The 20688-nt window shown below is 72.0% G+C and carries 16 protein-coding genes and 1 pseudogene; 9 read left to right on the top strand and 8 right to left on the bottom strand.

The features are described from left to right. The first annotated feature begins 69 nt into the window (after window positions 1–69). Window positions 70–1383 carry a flavin monoamine oxidase family protein gene (locus AC3EUV_RS32100; RefSeq protein WP_432145785.1) on the top strand — a complete coding sequence of 438 codons (1314 nt, stop codon included), beginning with the start codon at window positions 70–72 and terminating at the stop codon, window positions 1381–1383. Further along, entirely contained in the window at window positions 1376–2809 is a 1434-nt protein-coding gene (locus tag AC3EUV_RS32095) for an aminobutyraldehyde dehydrogenase (RefSeq protein WP_435604463.1), read from the top strand. Before AC3EUV_RS32100 ends, AC3EUV_RS32095 begins: the two co-directional genes overlap by 8 nt. Before the next feature lie 123 nt (window positions 2810–2932). Here AC3EUV_RS32095 and AC3EUV_RS32090 read toward each other — a convergent pair whose 3' ends face one another. After that, window positions 2933–3856: a DMT family transporter gene (locus AC3EUV_RS32090; protein WP_435604462.1), complete on the bottom strand. Its 924-nt coding sequence runs from the start codon at window positions 3854–3856 to the stop codon at window positions 2933–2935. A 450-nt stretch (window positions 3857–4306) separates the two neighbouring features. On the opposite strand from AC3EUV_RS32090, the gene AC3EUV_RS32085 reads away from it, so the two are divergent. The 5 genes from AC3EUV_RS32085 to AC3EUV_RS32065 all read left to right on the top strand — a co-directional run bounded on the left by AC3EUV_RS32085 (window position 4307) and on the right by AC3EUV_RS32065 (window position 10015). After that, complete coding sequence (locus AC3EUV_RS32085; RefSeq protein ID WP_432145788.1) at window positions 4307–5395, top strand: PP2C family protein-serine/threonine phosphatase; 1089 nt, start codon at window positions 4307–4309, stop codon at window positions 5393–5395. A 100-nt stretch (window positions 5396–5495) separates the two neighbouring features. Continuing rightward, window positions 5496–5747, top strand: a complete 252-nt coding sequence (locus AC3EUV_RS32080) for a hypothetical protein (RefSeq protein ID WP_432145789.1) — start codon at window positions 5496–5498, stop codon at window positions 5745–5747. A 238-nt stretch (window positions 5748–5985) separates the two neighbouring features. After that, complete coding sequence (locus tag AC3EUV_RS32075; protein ID WP_432145790.1) at window positions 5986–6276, top strand: hypothetical protein; 291 nt, start codon at window positions 5986–5988, stop codon at window positions 6274–6276. A 602-nt stretch (window positions 6277–6878) separates the two neighbouring features. After that, window positions 6879–8684: a M4 family metallopeptidase gene (locus tag AC3EUV_RS32070; protein WP_432145791.1), complete on the top strand. Its 1806-nt coding sequence runs from the start codon at window positions 6879–6881 to the stop codon at window positions 8682–8684. A gap of 131 nt (window positions 8685–8815) precedes the next feature. Next, window positions 8816–10015, top strand: coding sequence for an MFS transporter (locus AC3EUV_RS32065; RefSeq protein ID WP_435604461.1), 1200 nt, complete (start codon window positions 8816–8818; stop codon window positions 10013–10015). Window positions 10016–10060: 45 nt separating this feature from the next. Here the strand turns inward: AC3EUV_RS32065 and AC3EUV_RS32060 are convergent. Then, a pseudogene (locus tag AC3EUV_RS32060) lies at window positions 10061–11027 on the bottom strand (cytochrome P450). 319 nt (window positions 11028–11346) lie between these two features. On the opposite strand from AC3EUV_RS32060, the gene AC3EUV_RS32055 reads away from it, so the two are divergent. Then, window positions 11347–12174: an alpha/beta fold hydrolase gene (locus AC3EUV_RS32055; protein ID WP_432145793.1), complete on the top strand. Its 828-nt coding sequence runs from the start codon at window positions 11347–11349 to the stop codon at window positions 12172–12174. Here AC3EUV_RS32055 and AC3EUV_RS32050 read toward each other — a convergent pair. Beyond that, complete coding sequence (locus AC3EUV_RS32050; RefSeq protein WP_435604460.1) at window positions 12164–12811, bottom strand: TIGR03086 family metal-binding protein; 648 nt, start codon at window positions 12809–12811, stop codon at window positions 12164–12166. The genes AC3EUV_RS32055 and AC3EUV_RS32050 overlap by 11 nt on opposite strands. A 52-nt stretch (window positions 12812–12863) precedes the next feature. Between AC3EUV_RS32050 and AC3EUV_RS32045 the strand changes: the two genes are divergently transcribed. Beyond that, on the top strand, window positions 12864–13364 hold the full coding sequence (locus AC3EUV_RS32045; protein WP_432145795.1) for a MarR family winged helix-turn-helix transcriptional regulator: 501 nt from the start codon (window positions 12864–12866) through the stop codon (window positions 13362–13364). Window positions 13365–13465: 101 nt separating this feature from the next. Here AC3EUV_RS32045 and AC3EUV_RS32040 read toward each other — a convergent pair whose 3' ends face one another. The 5 genes from AC3EUV_RS32040 to AC3EUV_RS32020 form a co-directional block, all read right to left on the bottom strand. Next, entirely contained in the window at window positions 13466–13726 is a 261-nt protein-coding gene (locus AC3EUV_RS32040; RefSeq protein WP_432145796.1) for a hypothetical protein, read from the bottom strand. A gap of 273 nt (window positions 13727–13999) precedes the next feature. Then, on the bottom strand, window positions 14000–16135 hold the full coding sequence (locus tag AC3EUV_RS32035) for an MFS transporter (protein WP_435604459.1): 2136 nt from the start codon (window positions 16133–16135) through the stop codon (window positions 14000–14002). A 112-nt stretch (window positions 16136–16247) separates the two neighbouring features. Then, a complete protein-coding gene (locus AC3EUV_RS32030) occupies window positions 16248–17060 on the bottom strand; it encodes a DeoR/GlpR family DNA-binding transcription regulator (RefSeq protein WP_435604458.1) in 813 nt (270 codons plus the stop codon). A gap of 130 nt (window positions 17061–17190) precedes the next feature. After that, window positions 17191–17589, bottom strand: coding sequence for an SHOCT domain-containing protein (locus AC3EUV_RS32025; protein WP_432145799.1), 399 nt, complete (start codon window positions 17587–17589; stop codon window positions 17191–17193). Window positions 17590–17638: 49 nt separating this feature from the next. Further along, window positions 17639–20368, bottom strand: a complete 2730-nt coding sequence (locus tag AC3EUV_RS32020; protein WP_432145800.1) for a SpoIIE family protein phosphatase — start codon at window positions 20366–20368, stop codon at window positions 17639–17641. Window positions 20369–20688: the final 320 nt, after the last annotated feature.

Below are 20688 nucleotides of genomic sequence, written 5' to 3'. Positions count from 1 at the left end.
GGCACCGATCTCCGACCGGGCCCTGGTGTACCCGCCCCAGCCGCCCGCCGACAGCAAAGGAACTCCCCCATGAACCACGATGTCATCGTGCTCGGTGCCGGGCTCGCCGGGCTCGCCGCGGCGCGGGACCTGAGCGCGGCCGGCGCCGATGTGCTCGTCCTCGAAGCGCGCGACCGGGTCGGCGGGCGCGTCGAGCAGGCCGTGCTGCCCGACGGCCGGCTGGTCCAGCTCGGCGGAGAGGTGGTCGGCCGGGCCCACACCGCCTACCTCGCGCTGGCCGCGGAACTCGGTCTGACCCTCATTCCCAGCTATGTCGCCGAGCCCGGCCGGATGGCGCGGGCCACCGCGGAAGGGGTCTCGGCCGGCGACCCGCCGCACTGGTTCGGCCCGGGTGACGAGGCCGGCCACCGGAAGGTCACCGACGCCTTCGTCGCGCTGGCACGGACCGTGGACCCCGACGACCCGTGGTCCCATCCGCATGCCGCGACCCTCGACCGCCTGTCGGTCGGTGCCTGGCTGCGCGGCGAAGGGGCGAGCCCGGCCGTCGTACGGCTCTGGGAGATCGGCCAACTCGCCCTGGCCAGCGGCTCCTACGAGCGCACCTCGCTGCTCGCCGCACTGCGCAAACACGCCGCGGTCCCCGGTGACGACCCGTACGCCTATGAGGACTGGGAGGGCCTGCGGGTGGCCGAGGGCTCGGCGACGGTGGCGCTGCGGATGGCTACCGAGCTCGGCCGGCGCATCCGGCTCGAAGCGGCCGTCGAAGAGGTGGCAGTGCGGCCGGGAGGCTGCCGGGTGCGGCTGGCCGGCGGGGAGAGTCTGACCGCGGACGCCGTGGTCAGCGCCCTGCCGGTCGGCCCGCTCCGCTCGGTCACGCTGACCGGCGTCTCCGAGGCCCGGCTCGCCTCGCTGCACCGCCAACGGCAGGCCGTCGCGGCCAAGTTCGCCGCGGCCTACGACAAGCCGTTCTGGCGCAGCCTGGACCTCAACGGGCTCTCCGAGTGCGAAGGGGTGCTCGGCAGCACCTGGCCGCAGAGCGAGGGCATCCTCTCCGCGCTGATCCCGCCCGAGCGCTACGGGGTCCTGCTGGGCATGCCCGCCCCGGTCCGGGACCACGAGCTGCTCTCGGACGTGGCCCGGCTCTACGGTGCGGAGGCGTTCCAGCCGTTCACGTCGTATCTGCGGTGGTGGGGCACCGACCCCTGGACCCAGGGGTACGTCACACAGTGGAACCCCGGCGATGTGATGGCGGTCGGTCCGCTGCACGGCTCGCACGAACCGCCCTTCTACGTCTGCGGATCCGACCAGTGGGTCGCCGGCTACATGGAAGGCGCGGTGCGCACCGGCCGCGAGACGGCGCGGGAGGTGCTCCGCCATGGCTGAGGACCCCACCCCCGTCCCGGTACGCAATCATCTCGCGGGGACCGACCGCCCGGCGGCCTCCGGCGCGACGATGGACCTGGTCGACCCCGCCACCGGCGAGGTGCACCGCAGCGCCCCGCGCTCCGGCCCCTCGGACACCGACGCGGCCTGCACCGCCGCGCAGACCGCGCTGGCCCGCTGGTCGCTGACCACCCCCGCCGAGCGGCAGCGGGCGCTGCTGCGGATCGCCGACGCGGTCGAGGAGCACGCCGAGGCCCTGGTGGCCGCCGAGGTCGGGGACACCGGCAAACCGCCGGAGCAGTTCCGGACCGAGGAACTGCCCGCGGTCATCGACACCTTCCGCTATTTCGCGGGGGCGGCACGCAATCTGCCGGGGGCGGCCGCCGCCGAGTACACCGAGGGCCGCACCTCGGTGCTGCGCCGCGAACCGGTCGGGGTCTGCGCCCAGATCACGCCCTGGAACTACCCGCTGATGATGGCCGCCTGGAAGGTCGCCCCGGCACTCGCGGCGGGCAACACCACCGTCCTGAAGCCGGCCGACACCACCCCCGCCTCCACCTCGCTGCTCGCCCGGATCGCCGCGGAGCAGCTGCCGCCCGGGGTGCTCAATGTGGTCTGCGGGGACCGCGACACCGGGCGGTCCCTGACGGCGCATCCGGTGCCCCGGCTCGTCGCCGTCACCGGCAGCGTCCGGGCCGGGCAGGAGATCGCCGCCACCGCCGCGGCGGATCTGAAACGGGTGCACCTGGAGCTGGGCGGCAACGCGCCGGTCCTCGTCCATGAGGACGTGGACGCCGAGGCCACCGCGGCCGAGCTGGCGGCCGTGGCGTACTACAACGCCGGCCAGGACTGCACCGCGCCCACCCGTTTTCTGGTGCACCACCGCCGCTACGACGCCTTCGTGGCCGCATTCGCGGCGGCGGCGCAGGCACTGCGGACCGGGCCGCCCGACGACCCGGCCGCCGACTACGGCCCGCTCAACAGCGCGGCCCAACTGGGCTCCGTACATGCCTTGTTGAGCCGTCTGCCGGACCACGCCGAGGTGGTGACGGGAGGGACGAGACCGGCGCGGCCGGGCTGGTTCCACTCCCCCACGGTCGTGGCCGGGGTGCGCCAGGACGACGAGATCGTGCAGGAGGAGATCTTCGGCCCGGTCGTCACGGTGCAGCCCTTCACCGACGAGGCCGAGGCCCTCCGGCTGGCGAACGGGGTGCGGTTCGGGCTGGCCGCGAGCGTGTGGACCCACGACCACGCGCGGGCCATGCGGGCCACCCGCGCCCTGCACACCGGGATCGTCTGGGTGAACACCCATGGCACCACGGTGTCGGAGATGCCGCACGGCGGGGTCAAGCACTCCGGTTACGGCAGCGATCTGTCCCTCGCCGGCCTGCTGGACTACACACAGGTCAAGCACGTCATGCTGTGACGCGGCTTCCGGGCCCGGCGGGGCCCGGAAGGTCCGGGCGGCGCGGCACTCAGGTGTCCGCCGGGCCCCGCCGCCCGGGCCCCGCAGCGCTCGGGTCCCCCAGCGCTCAGTTCCCCGCAGCGCTCAGGTGTCCGCCGCCCCGGGCTCCGTCCCCTCGTGGACGACTGCCGGCGCCTCGTCCTGAGCACCTGTCAGGTCCCGGGCCAGCGCGACGCGGGAGAGCAGCACGGCGCCCCACAGGACCAGCGCGACGCCCACCGCCTCGGGCAGCAGCCACCAGCCGGTCCGTACCCGTTCGTCGTAGAGGGTCACGCCCAGCGACAGGCTCACCAGCGCATCGCCGAGCGTGAGGACCGGCTGCGAGGCGGTCAGCGGGCCCGACTGCATGGCGTTCTCCAGCAGGAAGATGGCCAGCACGCCGGTCAGCGCGAAGCCATAGGTCTGCCAGGTGCTGAAGAACGCGGCGGGGCCGCCGGTCTGCCAGGCATGTGTGGCGTCCTTCAGCATGGCCGCCGTGAGGGCGTACCCGACCGCGGTCGCCCCGGCGAAGCAGGCGGCACGTACACCGCCCGCCCCGCGCCGGAGCGCGGCACCGACCGCGGTGACGATCACCGCGGCGCAGACCGCCAGCGCGGGCACCCAGCGGTCGAAGGGGGCGTGGGCGGTGCCGATGGTGGGCGCGGCGGCGGCGAGGGCGGAGCCCAGACCGACGACGAGCAGCCCCACCCCGACCCAGCCGGAGCGGGGGATCCGTCCCCCGAGGAGGACCCGTCCGAAGAGCAGGGCGAGGGGCAGTTCGAGGACGAAGAGCGGCTGCACCACGGACAGCGCCCCCTGGGACAGTGCCAGCGCCTGGAAGCAGGCCGCGGCGACGACCGCGAGCATCCCGCCGAGCCAGACGGCCCGGTGCAGCAGATCGACCAGCAGCCCCAGGCGCAGTCCGGCAGAGAGCGGGACCGTACGGGCGGCCCGCCGCTGGAGGACCGTGGCCAGCGCATTGCTGGCCGCCGCGAGCAGTGCGAACAGTACGGCCGGCCACGTGGTCACGGCCCACCTCCTCGTCGGTCACCCGGGCACCGGGGCGGGGCCGCGCCGTGGTGGCCGGGCGGCGGGGCGGCGCTGTGGCGGTCTTCGACGCTATCCGGCGGCCGACGGGGACGGCCCGGCGACACGGGCGCCGGAGGGCCGTATTCGCTGAGCCGGACGGAGGTGCCCCGGGGGCCGGGGTGGCTACGTCCGGGGTGCCGGGCGGCCGCCGCACGAGGAGGTGATCGGCACGGACGCCCGCGAGGCACTGGCCACGGTGGCGGACGCCCCGGACGCCGATGTCCGCGCCTGCGCCCGGCTCGCGACGAAGGGGTGACAGCGGGCGGCGTACCGCAGGTGGCCCACGGACCGTCCGCGACAGCGCGTGCCGCCCACCGCACCCCCGGTATAAAACAGGCAAAAGCAGGCATATTCCTGCTAGCCGACACGGACAGCTGGTCAGGAATGCCTATGCCCACTCTCACCCCCCGATGGCCCCGATACGTCGAGTTCGCTCCGAGCGTCCTGGTCGCCGGAGGGCTCGTCTGGGACGCGTTCTCGCCGGCCGACTACTGGGGCGACCCGATGCTGACGGCGGCCAGTGTGATGGCCGGTGCGCTGCTCTCCCTGCGGCACACCCTCGCCATCGGCGCCGCCATCGTCGGCGGCGTCTTCGCGCTGACGGTGAAGGACGGCACCGCCGGCGACAGCGTGGGCTATCTGGAGCTCATCAACACCCTCTTCGCCGCGCTCATGGGGGTCGGCGTCAATCGGGTGATCGCCCGCCACGGACGCCATCTGGACGTGGTGCGTTCGGTGGCGGAGGCCGCCCAGCGTGCCGTGCTGCCCGCACCGCCGGAACGCATCGGCCCGCTGGCCATCGCCGCCCGCTACCAGGCCGCCCAGAGCGAGGCCCGGATCGGCGGCGACGCCTATGCCGTCCAGCGGACCCCGTTCGGCGTCCGGCTGCTGATCGCCGATGTGCGCGGCAAGGGGCTGGGCGCGGTGAGCGCGGTATCGGTGCTGCTGGGCGCGTTCCGCGAGGCCGCCGAGGAGGAGCCGGACCTCGCCACGCTGGCCGACCGGATGGAGCGCGCCCTGCTCCGGGAGAGCGAGAACACCTCCGAGGAGGACCGGCTGGAGGGCTTCATCACGGCCCTGCTCTGCGAGGTGCTGCCGGGGGCCGCGGGCCTGCGGATGCTGAACTGCGGCCACCCCGCGCCCTACCTCTGCGACGACGGCGAGGTACGCGTCCTGGAGTCCGGCGATCCGGGGCTGCCGCTGGGGATGGGCACGCTGGGAGTGGAACGGACCCTCCCGGCCGACGAGCCGTTCCCGGCGGGCAGCACCCTGCTGCTGATCACCGATGGCGTGACGGAGGCCCGCGACGCCGCCGGCCGGTTCTACGATCCCGCGGCACAGCTGGCGGGCCACGGCCCGTTCCGGGGGCCACAGGATGTGATCGACCGCTTGGTGCGGGACGTCGAGCACTGGACCGGCGGCCCGCGCGACGACGATATGGCGGTGCTCGCCGTCACCCGGCAGCGAGAGGGCGCATAACCCCCCGTCATCACTCCGCAGCCGCCGCCACATCGCGGCTTTTCTCCATCCGTTGGGGAATTCCGTCGTGTGCTGCCGAAAATTCCGGAGAGGAGATGAGATGATCAGTCAGAGCATCAGCATCCGCACCGAGCGACCCTTCGCTCCCGCGCAGATCGGAGTTGATGTGTCCGACAACAGATCAACCCTGCTGAGTCAGCGCGCCGCCGTCATTTTCCTCCTCGGCGCCCTCACCGCTATCGGCGCCGGGGTGCTCACCTTCTTCAACGGCGGCACCCCGGCCTCCGCCACCCTCGTCGGCGGCGCCGCCTTCGGTGCCGCCGTCACCTTCTTCCATACGGTCATCGACTGAGCTTCCCCACAGACCCTCCCGGTCCGCCCCCTTGGCCCCGGCCGGACACTCCGGCACCGGGCCCACACCTTTCAAGTTCTTCCTTCAAATAGCTTGCCGGTTTCCAGGCCCGGCCCGGCCTCCGCACCTCAGGCGGAATCCGTGGCACCGCATGCGGTGCGCTGCCGCACGGCAAGTGCCAAACTTGAGTCACCGCGCCCGGCCGCCGGCCGGGGCCCTTGCCGCCGAGGGGACCATCATGACCTGGGCATCTTGGACCACCGTGGGGATACACGCCCTACCCGGCGCGGTTCACACCGCGGAGATCGGCGTGATCAACGGTGACCTGACCATTCACACGACCTGGTCGGAGAACCTGGCCCATGTAGCTGTGCAGTACACCGGGGCGTCGGACTGGTACACCATGGCCGGCAGCCCCGTCCCGTGCGATTCCGAAGAGGCCAGCCGCACCTTCCACCAGGCCGTCGTCGAAGCCGTACGCGGCGGAGAGCGAGCCGACGCCTCCCTCGAGGAGCTGTTTCACCCCTAGGGCATCACCCTGCCCCGGCCGACCCGTGACCCGATGAGCGGCACCGGCCGGCCCCTGGCCCGACGAGCGGCGCCGGGCACGAGAGCCGCGCCGTAGCACCGGGTCTCCCCACGCGTTCTCTCCGTAGTCGGCCCCGCCCCTCTCCGCGGCCGGCCCCGCCCCCGTCCCTAGCCGCCCGCGCCGCGCCACGTGCCGCGACCCGGGCTGGATCACGGCGCGGCCCAGTTCGTCGCGATCTCCACGGAATGAGAGTGCTCCCCCACTGAGGCTCCACGCCAACGACCCCGCACTGACGGCCGTTTGACGTTGGCGAGCCCGCTCTCATAGCAGCCCGCAGATCCGCTCATCTTCCGAGCAACCATTTCGCGCCACCGCATGTCTCCTCAGGTGGACCACAGTTGGTCACCTGCTGGCTACTTAATGCTGATCAATTGTTAAATTTCGCCCACGAATCTCGATTCCCGATCTTTTCGCTTTACATGCCCATGCCAGGCATACCAGGGTTTGCGCGGGGCCCCGCGGCCCCCGTGGTGCACAACAGCACCGCGCGTACGGGCGGTTGGCGAGCCAGACCGCCCCCGCAGCACTAAGGATCCACATCAGTGCGTAGACCCCACATACGCAGACACCGCCTGGCCATCGCGGTCGCCGTGACGACGGCCGCCACCCTGACAGCGGGTGTGGCGGGCAGTGCCTCCGCGACCCCGCCGGCCTCGCCGGTCGCTGCTTCCTCCGCAACTCCTGCCCTGCAGAAGGCTGTTGACGCCGCCCGCGACGCCGCCTACGCGCACGCCACGGCCACCGGAGTCAGCAAGAAGGACACCCTCAAGGCCACCGACACGCTCGTCGACCCGGACGGCCGGCAGCATGTCCGCTTCGTCCGGACCCACCGGGGAATGCCGGTGCTCGGCGGCGACCTCGTCGTCCACCTGACGGCCGACTCGGCGTACGAGGGCGTGACCCGGGCCTACCGTCATCAGGTCGACATGACCGGCACGGACCCGAAGCTGTCGGCCGGCGAGGCCCGGACCAAGGCCGCTGCCGTGGGCAAGGGCCAGGCCGGCGACGCCGAACTGGTCGTGGACGCCCGCAACGGCCGTACGACGCTGGCCTATCAGGTGCAGGTGACCGACAGCCGTACCGCCGAGTCCGGTGGCGCCCGTACGGTCGTCCTCGACGCGGCGACCGGCGCGGTGCTCAGCAACGTCCAGGCCGACGACTCGTTCCTGTCGCCCGCCCTCCAGCGCAAGCTGCGCGCGCGGGGCGAGCGGCTCAACCCCTCGACCGGGCTGGTCACCCCCGCCGCGCCCGCCACGGGTCAGGCGGCGAAGTCCGCCGGCTTCCCGGCGGCGGCCAAGGGCACCGGCGCGTCCTTCTTTGTCGGCAGTGTGCCGCTGTCCACCACCCAGACCGCGAAGAAGTCCTTCACCCTGAAGGACTCCACCCGCGGCAACACCGAGACCAGGGACGCCGGCGACAAGGAACTGGAGAAGTTCAGCGACGGCAAGCCGTTCACCAGCACCACGAACCGCTGGGGCAACGGCACCACGAGCAACCGGGCCACCGCCGCCGTCGACGCCCAGTACGGCGTCGCCAGCACCCTCGACTTCTACAAGAAGACCTTCGGCCGCAAGGGCATCAAGAACGACGGCCGTGGGGCGCGGGCCCTGGTGCACTTCGGCAAGAAGGTCGGCAACGCCTTCTGGTCCCCCGAGTGCGGCTGCATGCTCTACGGCGACGGTGACGGCCGGACGTTCGCCAAGCCGCTGGTCGTCCTGGACGTCACCGGCCATGAGCTCTCCCATGGCGTCGTCGACGCGACCGCCAACCTCCAGCCCACCCGGGTGGACATCGAGGGCAACCAGTTCGGTGAGCCCGGCTCGCTCAACGAGTCGCTGGCGGACATCTTCGGCAGCGCGGTCGAGTTCTCGACCAACAACCCGAAGAACCCGCCGAATTACCTGATGGGCGAGAAGCTCGGTCTCGACCAGAAGTTCCTGCGCCGCCTGGACAAGCCGTCCCTCGACAAGCTCGAAGGCACGGTCGACTACTGGTCGAAGGCGTCCTACGACACCGAGGTGCACGCCGGCTCCGGCGTCTCCTCGCACGCCTACTACCTGCTCGCCGAGGGCAGCGGGAAGAAGACCATCGGCGGGGTCGCCTACAACTCCCCCACCGCGGACGGCTCCAAGGTGACCGGCATCGGCCGGACGAAGGCGACGGCGATCTTCTACCGGGCACTCACCCGGTACATGGTCTCCACGACCGACTTCCACGACGCCCGGACCGCGACCCTGCGTGCGGCCAAGGACATGTACGGCGCCAAGAGCACCGAGTACAAGACGGTGGACCGGGCCTGGGCGGCCGTGAATGTGAAGGCGTCCAACACGCCCTCCACCAAGCACTGATCCGTCCCGGACCGGGCCGGGCGTGGTGCCCCCGCCGACCGCGGGGGTGCCACGCCCGGCCTTTTCCCGCTCCCTGAGGTCCCTCCGGTCGGTCCTCGACGGGGTCGCGGCGGGAGCCTACGTTTGACGCCATGATCATCGATCACACGGGCGGGCCCCGGCGGCTCGGCTATCCCGCGGCGGCCGGGGTGTTCGCCGTCGGCATGGCCGGGACGACCCTGCCCACCCCGCTGTACGGGCTCTACCGCGCCCAGCTCGGCTTCTCCGAGCTGATCGTGACCGTGGTCTTCGCCGTGTACGCCCTCGGGGTGATCACGGTGCTGCTCCTGGCCGGCAATGTCTCCGACGAGGTGGGCCGGCGGCCGGTGCTGCTGTGCGCGCTGGGGCTGTCGGCGGCGAGCGCGCTGTGTTTCGTGTTCGAGGGCGGGCTGCCGATACTGCTGCTCGGCCGGGTGCTGTCCGGCTTCGCCGCCGGGCTGTTCAGCGGCGCCGCCACCGCGGCCGTGCTGGAGCTCGCCCGGCCCGGCCAGGAAGCGCACGCGGGGTTCGCCGCCACCGCCGCGAACATGGGCGGCCTCGGCTGCGGCCCGTTGCTGTCCGGGCTGCTGGCCCAGTACGCGCCGTGGCCGCTGGTCCTGCCGTTCCTGGTCCATCTCGTCCTGGTGGCCGGGGCGGCCGGGGTGACCTGGTTCCTGCCGGAGACCGTCGGTGCTCCGCACCGCCTCCACAAGCTGCGGCCCCAGGGCCTGCGGCTCCCGCCCGAGGTGCGGGGCGTATTCACCCCGTCGGCCGTCGCCGCGTTCGCCGGTTTCGCCCTCCTGGGACTGTTCACCGCGGTCGCGCCGAGCTTCCTCCACGAGACGCTCGGGGTACGCAATCTGGCCGTTGCCGGGATGGTCGTCTTCACGGTGTTCCTGGGCTCCACCGCCGGGCAGTCCCTGACGGAACGGATCGGCGTCCGCCGAGCGCTGCCGGGCGGCTGCCTGGTGCTGGTGGTGGGCCTTCTGCTGGTGGCCACCTCGCTGGCGGTGACCTCCCTGCCGCTGCTGGTCGGCGGTGCGGTGTGCGGCGGCGTCGGCCAGGGCCTGGCGTTCCGGGCCGGGCTGACCGCCGTGGGCCACGCGGCACCGCCCGCCCACCGCGGCGGCACCATCTCGGCGTTCTTCCTCGTCGCCTATCTCGGCATCTCGCTGCCCGTGGTCGGCGTCGGTGCCCTCACCCTGGTACTCGGCCTGCGCGGCGCCGGCCTGACCTTCTCCGCCTGTGTCATCGTGCTCGCCGTCGCCGTCGGCCTCTACGTACTGCGACACCCGCCGGCCGACGAGAGCTGACCGGCGCCGGGTACCGGAACCCGTACCACACTTCCTGATGGTTCGTCAGTCCGCGTGCGCCCGGGCCCGGTCGTCCGCCGGCACCAGCCGCACCCGCAGCCGCTCCGGCCCGCGGGTGAAAACACCCGCGTCGGCGGGCGGCGTACCTTCCGCGAAGTCCATCGCGGGGAACGCATCGAGCAGTTGATTGACCGCGATCTCCACCTCGGCCCTGGCCAGGAGTGCGCCCACGCAGAAGTGCCGGCCGAGGGCGAAGGCGACGTGCCGGGCCGCGGAACAGGGCGGCGAGGGCCTTGTCCGTGGTTTCGCCGCCGGCCGAGAGCAGCAGGCTGACGAACGACGTGATGTCCTGGTCGTTCATCCGGGTGCCCTCGACCTCGGCGGTGCAGAGCGTGGACAGCAGATCGTCGCCGGGGGCGGCCCGCCGTTCATGGATGACCGGGAGCAGGTAATCGGCGAGCTCCCGGCCGGCGCGCCGGCCGGCCTCCGCGGCCTCGGGGTCCTGGGCCAGATTGGCCAGAAAGCCGACGACGGCGCCGTACCAGCCGTGGAAGCGGTCGTGGTCGGCCCGGTCCAGCCCGAGCATGTCGACGATCACGTTGATGGGGAAGCGGGTCGCGAACCGCGCCACGAGATCGGTCTCCGCCGCGTCGCGGAAGGTATCGATCAGCTCCCGCGCATTGCGCTCGATGACCGGCACGAACTTCTCCCGCAGCTCCCGGCCCCGGAAGGCGGGGGCCATCAGGGCCCGGCGTACGGAGTGTTCACGGCCGCTCATCTGGGGCAGCGTCCGGCCGCCGTGCGCCGGTTCGAGCTGCCATTCGTAGTTGTCGCTGGTGAACACCGGATCGCGGAAGGCCCGGGACACGTCCTCGTACCGCGAGAGCAGAAAGCTGTCGGTGCCCGGGTCATGGAAGACCGGGTAGTGCTCCCGCAGGACGCGGTAAGCGGGGTAGGGGTCGGCCGCGAACTCCGGTGACAGGATCTCGGGCGGCTGCGGGAGAGTGGTCACGACACGTCCTCGGTTTCCCTGAGCGGCGGTCGGGCTCGGACGGTGGTGCACGGCGGCTGTTGACGCTAGAGCACGGTCCGGCACCCGTCCAGAGCGCGCCGCCCGCCCGGCATCACCCGCGCCGCCCGGATGCACGGCACCGTCGCTCGCCACCCGGATGGACGGCCGCCTTCACTCCGCTGCCCCTCCGGGCACGCTCCTGCGGCCGGGGCCGGAAACCCTGAGTTCCAGCACGCCGCCTTCTCCCGTCACACCCCGGCCCCGCCCCGCGGACCGCCCTTCGTACGCCGTCGAACGACAGAAAAGGACCGACCACCTCATGGGCACCTTCACCACGACCGACGGCACGGAGATCTTCTACAAGGACTGGGGAACCGGCCGCCCCGTCGTGTTCAGTCACGGCTGGCCGCTCAACGCCGATGTCTGGGACGACCAGATGCATCTGGTCGCCGCCCACGGCTACCGCGCGGTCGCCCACGACCGCCGGGGACACGGCCGCTCCGGCCAGCCGTGGCAGGGCAACGACATGGACACCTACGCGGACGACCTCGCGCAGCTGATGGAGGCCCTGGACCTGCGGGAGGCGGTGCTGGTCGGGCACTCCACCGGCGGCGGTGAGGTGACCCGCTACATCGGCCGTCACGGCACCGGCCGGGTGGCCAAGGCGGTGCTGCTCGGCGCGGTCCCGCCGCTGATGCTCAAGACCCAGGCGAACCCGGAGGGCCTGCCGCGCGAGGTCTTCGACGGAATCCGCAACGGTGTCGCCGGCGACCGGTCGCAGTTCTACCAGGACCTCAGCGAGATGTTCTACGGTGCCAACCGGCCCGGATCCGCCGTCTCCCAGGGCGTCCGCGACGCGTTCTGGATGTGGAGCATGCAGGTGGGGATGAAGGGGGCGTACGACTGCGTCAAGGAGTTCTCGGAGACCGATTTCACCGAGGACCTCAAGCGGTTCGACATCCCCACCCTCATCATTCACGGCGACGACGACCAGATCGTGCCCTTCGTGGCCGCCGGCAAGAAGTCGGCGAAGCTGGTGCCGGACGCCACGCTCAAGATCTACCCGGGCGCACCGCACGGCCTCTCGGCGGTCGGCTCGTACAAGGACGACTTCCACGCCGATCTGCTGGCGTTCCTCAAGAGCTGAGCGCCTCGGGCCAGTGCGGCGCACGGCCGAGAGCCGCCAGGATCCGCTCCAGGGTGTCGGCGTCCGCGTCGGCGGTCAGCCCCGGCCGGAAGGCGCTGCCCGGGGCGAGCCGGGAGTCGTCGTCCGGGACGGCGCGAGCTATCGGCAGGGCGGCCCGCAGCAGTTCGGGGGCCGGGGTGTACGCCAGGTCCAGGGTGCGGGCGACGTCCCAGCTGTGCACCACGTAGTCGATGAGGTGGAAGCCGATCGCACGGGCGGCGCGGAAGGTCCGGGTGGCGCTGAATTCGGGGAGCGCGAACGCCTGGTCCGGACCCTCCACGGACGCGAAGGCGGCGATGACGTTCTCCGCCGCGGCGGTGTACTCCCCGACGGGGTCCGTGCCGAGCGGCCGGACGGCCCAGTGATCCGGCTTCCGTCCCTCCCCCCTCGCTGCCGCCGCGAAGCCGTGGTGCTGGGTGGTCATATGGGCGAGCAGATCGGCCAGCACCCATGCCGAGCAGGGGGTAGGCCGGGACAGATCGCCCGGGGTCACCCGGCGGATCAGGGCCACGCTGTCCCGGACGGCCTGGGCGTGCACCCGCCGGAGGCCGGCGAAGTCCGGGCGCGGTGCGGACGCGTTCGCAATATTCGTAGGCATGTGCTTACGATCAGCTCAGGCACATGAATTGTCAACGGGTATTTTCGTGACCATGGCCGAGAACGCAGCCGACAAGGGCACCCCAACCACAGGGCGGCCGCCCCGTCCCGACCTGGCGGCGATGGTCGTGCCCTTGGGCCGCGCACTGATGGCGGCCGAGCAGCCGGTGCTTGACGCACACGGACTGACGATGTGGGCCTACGCGGTCCTGCTGCATCTCGACGAGACACCGCTCCGCACACAAGCGGCGCTGGCCGAGGCCATCCGGGCGGACAAGACCCGCATCATCGCCGTCCTGGACGATCTGGAGCGCCGGGAGCTGATTCGCCGTCAGCCGGACCCCGAGGACCGCCGGGTGCGCCTGCTGTCCCTCACCGCCGAGGGCCGGCGGCTGCGGGACACGACACAGGCCGCGATCCAGGAAGGCGAGGAACGGCTGCTCGCGCAGCTTCCGGCCGCCGATCGCGCGGCCCTCCTGCGGGCGCTGCACACGCTGTACACCTTGCCGGAGCTGACGGCGCGGAAGCCCGGCCGGGGTTCACCCCGGACCTGACCCGCCGGGCGGGCGGCACGGCGCGGCCCCGGCATGCCGACGGCGCCGGCCGAACGGACCCGTGGGTCCGTCGGCCGGCGCCGGCCGGAAGAGCTCTGTGATTACCGACGACGGCCGTCGTCGCCGCCCCAGCCCCAGCCGCCGCGCTCGCAGCCCTCGCTGAAGACCGGGCCGACGTGGTGGAGCACACCCGCGGAGAGCCAGCAGGACGCGTGGTGGCCGTGGCCGTGGTGGTGCTTGTAGTGGTGGTGGTGACGGTCCTTGTGCACCTTGCCCATGTTGCAGGCCAGGGCGGCACTCGCACCACCCATGACGATGGTGGTGGCCAGCGCGCTGGCTGCGATCGCGGCGCGGATGCGCATGTCTGCTCCTCGAGAGGATCAAAGGGGTATATCGACCTTTTCAGGATGCACCTTTACGGAATCTCCCAAAACCTGACACGTCGTGAATTGAGCGAGTTGGAGTAATTGATCAACCCGCCGTCCCTCTCTGTCGTGTAGGGATACCGCCCGGCGTTGAGGAAAGGCGGCGCCCCCGCCGGGCGATCCCGGCGGGGGCGACTGCATGAGCACCCTGCAACAGGCTGAACTGGCTGAATGAACTCCTGAACTGATAGCGCATCACACGACGGCTCGTCAGGCCCCTTCCACCGCCGGTTCGGACGGTCGGCCTACGGGGCGGGTGCCCGTGCGCAGGCCCAGTGTCACCAGGGCCACGGCCACGGCGAGGAAGCCGGAGAGGACCGCAAAGCCGGTCACGCTGGAGCCGGTGGTGTCGGTCAGCCAGCCGACCAGATAGGGGCCGGCGAACCCGCCGAGATTGCCCAGGGCGTTGATCAGGCCCATGGCGACGGCCACCACCTCGAAGCGCAGCAACTGACCGGGGATCGCCCAGAACGGGCCGTACGGCGCGTAGACCGCGGCAGCCGTCACACACAACAGCAGCATCCGCGGCAGGGCGCCGTCCACGGCCTGTCCCAGCAGCAGTGCCGCGATGCCCACGACGAGCGGGACGGCCACCGCCCGGCGGCGTCTGCCGGTGCGGTCGGACCAGGCGGCGTTGGCGATCATCACGGCGAGCGCGACGGTGAACGGGATCGCGGTGAGCAGCCCGACCTCGGTGGACGAGCCGTCGTGGGTCAGCTCCTTGATGACCGAGGGCAGCCACAGATTGAAGCCGTAGAAGCCGGTGATCCAGAAGAAGTAGACACCGATGAGGACGAGGACGGGCTTCTGCTTGACCGCGTCCAGGTACGAGCCGCTGCCCGCCGGGGGTTTCGCGGCCTCGTCGGCGGCGATCGAGCGCTCCACGTGCGCGGCCTCGGCGCGGGAGATCCAGCGGGCCTGTGCGGGCCGGTCGGCGACCGCGAACCACCAGACCACCGCCCACACCAGAGGCGGCACCCCCTGGAGCACCAGCACCCAGCGCCAGCTCGCATGGTCGAGCATCCACCCCGACAGCGGCGCCATGAACACCGAGGAGAGCGGCAGGCAGGCCATCCACAGGGCGTTGGCGCGGGCCCGTTCGCGCAGCGGGAACCACGAGGCGAGCAGGATGAGTACGGCCGGCCAGACACCGCCTTCGAAGAAGCCGAGCACAAAACGGGCCGCGTAGAACTGCGACTTGGTCTGGACGAGACCGGACAGCGACGCGGCCAGCCCCCACGCCACCATCAGGATGAGGACGGTCTTCCGGGCGCTCCAGCGCTGGGCGAGGATCGCGGCCGGGATCTGGAGGAAGACATAGCCGACGAAGAAGATGCCGCCGACCAGGCCCTTGTCGGCGAGCGCGCGCAGGATGCGGGCCGCGGTGCGGGGATCGGGTACGGCGGTCGGCGGTTCGGCGGCGACCCGGACGCCGAGCACCGTGGCGCCCTCCCCCGCCGCCGCGCGCAGTGCCGTCAGCACCCGGTCGGGGTCCGGGGCGGCGGGGTCGAGTTCCGCCCAGCGGGCGCCGAGCGCGGTTTCCGTGCGGGCGAGCTGGGTGCGGGTGCGGCCCGTGACGCTGCCGACGACCGCCAGGACGGTGGCGGGGGCGCCGCCTTCGGGCCGCAGGCCCATTTCGGTGGCGAGGGCGGGGCCGAACGGTCCGGAGTCCAGCGCGACCCAGCGGACGCGGTCCTCGGTGGCGAGGCGGGCCGCGGCCGCCGCGACCGTGCGCAGATGTGCGTTCTCGGTGGCGTCGCAGACCACGATGTCGGCCGGGCTCGCCCGCAGCGCCGCGGCCACCGCGCTGGGGCCCCGCTCCACCACGTCCAGGGCCAGTTCGGCCGTGCTGCGCCCGCTCTGGGTGCCCAGTACGGCCGCGACCCGGGCATGCCGGACCGGGTCGAACGGGTCGTGGGCCACGGCCGTCCGGGTCAGCGGGACGCCGTCGACGAGATGCAGACCGCCCACCGTGGTCCGGCCGGCGTCGGGGAAGGCGGGGACGGCCAGGGTCCGGATCCGGGCCGTGGGCTCGCGGGCGGCCAGCGCATCCACCACCGCGTCGAGTTCACTGCCGGGGTTGCCGCGCAGGGTGGTGTCGACGCGCTTGACGGTCAGCGGCGCCTCCCCCGCGGTGTCGGCGGCGGCCCGGACGGCCGCGTAGGCGCGGGCGGGGCTCCAGTGGCGCGAGGCGGTGTTGACGACGAGGACGTCCACCCGGTCCGCGTAGCGAGTGATGCGGTCGAGGTCGCCGACGGTGACGGCCCGCAGGCCCTGTCGCGCATAGAGCGCACCGGTCGCATTGCTGCCGGTGAGGTCGTCTCCGATGACGAGCACCTGGGCCACCCGGTCTCCTCCCGTCGGCTCCGGTGTCGGCGTCGACTCCGAAGTGACCGAACCACGCATTTTTTGTTGCGCGGTTCACGCAATTCAGAGTGGCGACTCGCCGAACGGGCTGTCAAGAGGTGTGCAGCGGGGCGCCCTCGGCGCCGCCCTCGGGGCGCACCTCGGCCGGCTGCACCGACCAGCCCGCGTCCGTGAACGCGGCCAGCTCCCGCTCCCCGCCCCCGGAGATCAGGCCGGTCCCGGCCGGCATCGGCGCCCAGTAGGGAAAGCCGCCTCCGCCGCCGAGCTTGGAGTGGTCGGCGAGCACCCAGGCGGCCCGGGCGCACTCGGCCATCGTCTCCTTCAGCGCGGCCTGCTCCGGGTCCGGGCAGTTGACGCCCCGCCGGGGATCGAGACCGTCGACACCGAGGAAGGCGATGTCCGGGGTGAGCCGGCGCAGCGCCTGTTCCGTCCGGGTGCCCAGCAGCGACTCGTTGGGCCGCCGCAGCCGGCCGCCGAGCACCACGACCTCCACCTCCGCGTCCGCCAGCTCGACCAGGGTGGACAGGCCGTTGGTGACGACGGTGAGGTCACCGCGGTCGCGCAGCTCATGTGCCAGCCGGGCGACGGTGGTGCCGGCGTCGAGGAGGACGACATCGCCACTGCGGACCAGCGCCGCCGCGGCGCGGGCGATGGCGTCCTTCTCGCCGCGCTGCTCGTGCTCCTTGTCGTGCCAGGACCGCTCGACGGCCCGGTGGTCGACGGCGCCGCCGTACGTGCGCGTGATCCGGCCCAGGGCGGCCAGTGTCGCCAGGTCGCGGCGGACGGTGGACAGCGAGACATCGAACTCCGCCGCGAGATCGTGCACGCTGATGTCGCCGGCGCCGAGCAGCTCCACCATCCGCTCGCGCCGGCGCCGGGTGGCCGAGCGTTCCCCACTGGTCACGTCACTGCCCGCCTCTGCCTGCCGTCGCTGCCGGCGTCCCGAAGGGACCTCTCAAGTTGCGTGTTTCGCGCAATTCGAGAGTAGCAGTCGAGCAGGCAGCGGCGGGCGCCACCTTCAGGGTGCTGTGCGGTCAGGCGAGAACCTTCGCCTTGGCCTTCTGGTACTCCTCCTCCGTGATGTCGCCGTGGTTCTTCAGCTCGGCGAGCTTCGCCAGGGAATCCGCATGCCGGGTCGTCTCGTCGTCACCGGTCGCCACGGTCTTTCGCAGATACTCCTGGAGCTGCTTCTGCTGCCGTTCGGCCTGGGCGATCTCCCGTTCACTCATCCCGTGACCGCGGGCGATCACATAGATGAAGACGCCCAGGAAGGGCAGCAGGATCACCAGGACGAGCCAGCCGGTCTTGCCCCACCCCTTGAGGTCATGGCTGCGGAAGATGTCACCGATGATGCGGAACAGCAGGATCAGCCACATGACCCACAAAAAGATCAGGCACATGGTCCAGAACGCGTTGAGCAGCGGGTAGTCCATCTTGGCCTCCTATGGCGCTGGGAGCCCCCGAGCTCATCCTTCCGTCAGCTCAAGGATCCTCGCCGTCGGCCTCCACCGCGACCACATCCAGGCCGGCGAGGGCCTGTTCCGTCCAAATGACCTTGCCGCTGGTCGTGTAACGCGTCCCCCACCGTTCGGCCAATTGGGCGACCAGGAAGAGTCCGCGGCCGCCCTCGTCCGTGGTGGCGGCCTGCCGCAGATGCGGTGAGGTGCTGCTGCGGTCGGAGACCTCGCAGATCAGGGAGGTGTCGCGGATCAGGCGGACGCGGATGGGACCGGCGGCGTACCGGATGGAGTTGGTGACCAGCTCACTGAGGATCAGCTCGGCGGTGAACGCCTCCTCCGCCAGACCCCACTCGATCAGCTTGCGGACCGCCGCGGCCCTTATCTGGCCCACCGCCGAGGGGTCGGGCGGCACGTCCCAGTCGGCGACATGCTGGGTGTCCAGCACCCGGGTGCGGGCGACGAGCAGCGCGATGTCGTCGCTGGGCCGGTCCGGGAGCAGCGCGCCGAGCGCGGCCTCGCAGGTCTCGTCCGGCGTCCGGCCGGGGTGGTCGGCCAGGGTGCGGCTCAGCAGCGCCATGCCCTCGTCGAGGTCCCGGTTCCGGTCCTCCACGAGCCCGTCGGTGAAGAGCACCAGACGGCTCTCCTCGGGCAGTTGCTGCTGCCAGGTCTCGAAGGGCAGGCCGCCGAGCCCGAGGGGCGGGCCGCCGGGCACGTCGGCGACCTCGGCGGTACCGTCCGGCCGCAGCAGGACGGGCTGGACATGCCCGGCGCGGGCCATCGTGCAGTGCCCGGAGGCCGGGTCGTAGATGGCGTAGAGGCAGGTGGCCCCGGTGACCGAGCCCTCGGCCTCCTCGGCGCCCTCGTCCTGGTCGATGCGGGTCACGAGCTCGTCGAGGTGCCAGAGGATCTCGTCGGGCGGCAGGTCCAGGTTGGCGAAGTTGTGGACGGCGGTGCGCAGCCGGCCCATGGTGGCGGCGGCGTGCAGCCCGTGGCCCACGACATCGCCGACGACGAGCGCCACCCGGGCGCCGGGCAGCGGGATGATGTCGAACCAGTCGCCGCCGACGCCGCCGAGCCCGCCGCGTCCGGCCTGGGCGGGCAGATACCGGTAGGCCGCCTCGACAGCGTTCTGCTCCGGCAGGGCGCGCGGCAGCAGGCTGCGCTGGAGGGTGACCGCCATGGTGTGCTCGCGGGTGTAGCGGCGGGCGTTGTCGATGCTCACCGCGGCACGGGCGACCAGCTCCTCGGCGACGGAGAGATCCTCCTCCTCGAAGGGCTCGGGTTCGTTCGAGCGCCAGAAGATGGCCACGCCCAGGATGACGCCGCGGGCGCGCAGCGGCACCGCGATCCTCGAATGGATACCGTGCTGGACGATCTTTCTGGCGCGTTCGGGGCTCTGGAGGTGCCAGCCGGCGAACGCCGACAGATCCGCTTCCAGGGCCGCCTTGCCGCTGGTGAGGCCGGCGCCGAGGGCGGTGGCCGGCTCGAACCGGATCAGCTTGCCGACGGGGTAGAGGCCGCTGTCCGGCGGGGCGCCTCTGGCCGCTATCCGCCGCATCTCGACGGTCGCGCCGCCGGCGGACGTGGGCTCCTCACCGATCAGCACGTCCTCGGCCAGGTCGACCGTGACGATATCGGCGAAGCGGGTGGCGCCGAACTGCGCGAGCTCCTCGCAGGTGTGCACCACGTCCAGGGTGGTGCCGATCTCGGTACCGGCGTCGTAGAGGAGCTTCAGACGGCCGCGGGCCACATCGGCCCGGCCGGTCAGCGCCCGGAGCTCGGTGGTGTCGCGCAGCGTCGTGACGCTGCCGGGCGGCCCGCCGGCCTGGTCCGTCGAGCGCTGGTTGACGGCCAGCAGCCGGTCGCCGACCGGGTGGACCTCGTCGGTGACGACCCGGCCGGAGGCCAGCAGACGGGCGGTGGCGGGGTCGAGCCCGAGATCGGCGATCTGGCGCCCTTCGACGTCCGGCGGCAGGCCGAGCAGCCGGCGCGCCTCGTCGTTGGCGAGCAGCAGCCGGCCGTCGCCGCCCATGATGATCACGCCTTCGCGGACGGCGTGCAGCACCGCGTCGTGGTGCTCGTACATCCGGGTCATCTCGGCCGGGCCGAGGCCGTGGGTCTGCCGCCGCAGCCGCCTGCTGACCAGCGCGGTGCCGCCGGTGGTCAGCAGGAGGACGCCGGCCGCGGCGCCGAACAGCAGCGGGAACTGGTCGTCGACGACACCGCTCACGCGGTTGACGGTGATCCCGGCCGAGACCAGCCCGATGACCTTTCCCTTGTCCGGGCCGCTGTGGCTGAAGACCGGTACGACGGCCTGGACGAGCGGCCCGATGGTGCCGGTGATCTTCTCGGTGACCACCCCGCCGGCCAGCGCCGGCTGGAGCGTGCCGACGAACTTCTTGCCGATCCGGTTGACGATGGGGTGGGTGTAGCGGATGCCCTGGGTGTTCATCACGACGATGAAGTCGACCTCGGAGCGCTTGCGGGCGGCTTCCGCCCGCGGCTGTAGCACGGTGGTCGGGTGGGCGCTCTTCAGTGCCACCTCGATGCCCGGTGCGTTCGCGAAGGCCTCAGCGACGGCCACGGACCTGTTGCGGGCTTCGCGGTCTGCGTCGGACCGGGATTGCAGCACGAGTGCCGCGATGGCGGCGGCGACGAGCAACACCACGATCGCCACCTGCAGGAGAAAGACCTGACCTGCGACAGTTCGCATCCTGAGAACCGAACGCGGGCGGCCGTAGCGTCCGGCCATGTCCTCTTTCTACACCTCCCGCATACGGTGGGCGAGCCGCGCGATGCGGAGCGCAGCAGCCACCAGGGCATGTCCGCGAGGGCCCGTCCCGCCGGGCGGCCGCACGGCTTTTCCGAGGATGATCCCGTGATCCACGGCACGGCGCCAGAGGGCGGGAAGACCCCCGGGGAGGTTTCACTGCTGCACACATGCGAACCTCTCCGACTAAGGGGACATACCCGGCTGCGGCCGGACGCCACCGCATCGGGAACAAATCGCCCAAGGCGCCAGGGGTTCATGTAACTCTTCCCACAGGCCCGTCGGCTTGCCTGATCGGGCTC

Source organism: Streptomyces sp. bgisy130, from assembly GCF_057708345.1.
This window is presented reverse-complemented; position numbering and strand designations above follow the sequence as displayed.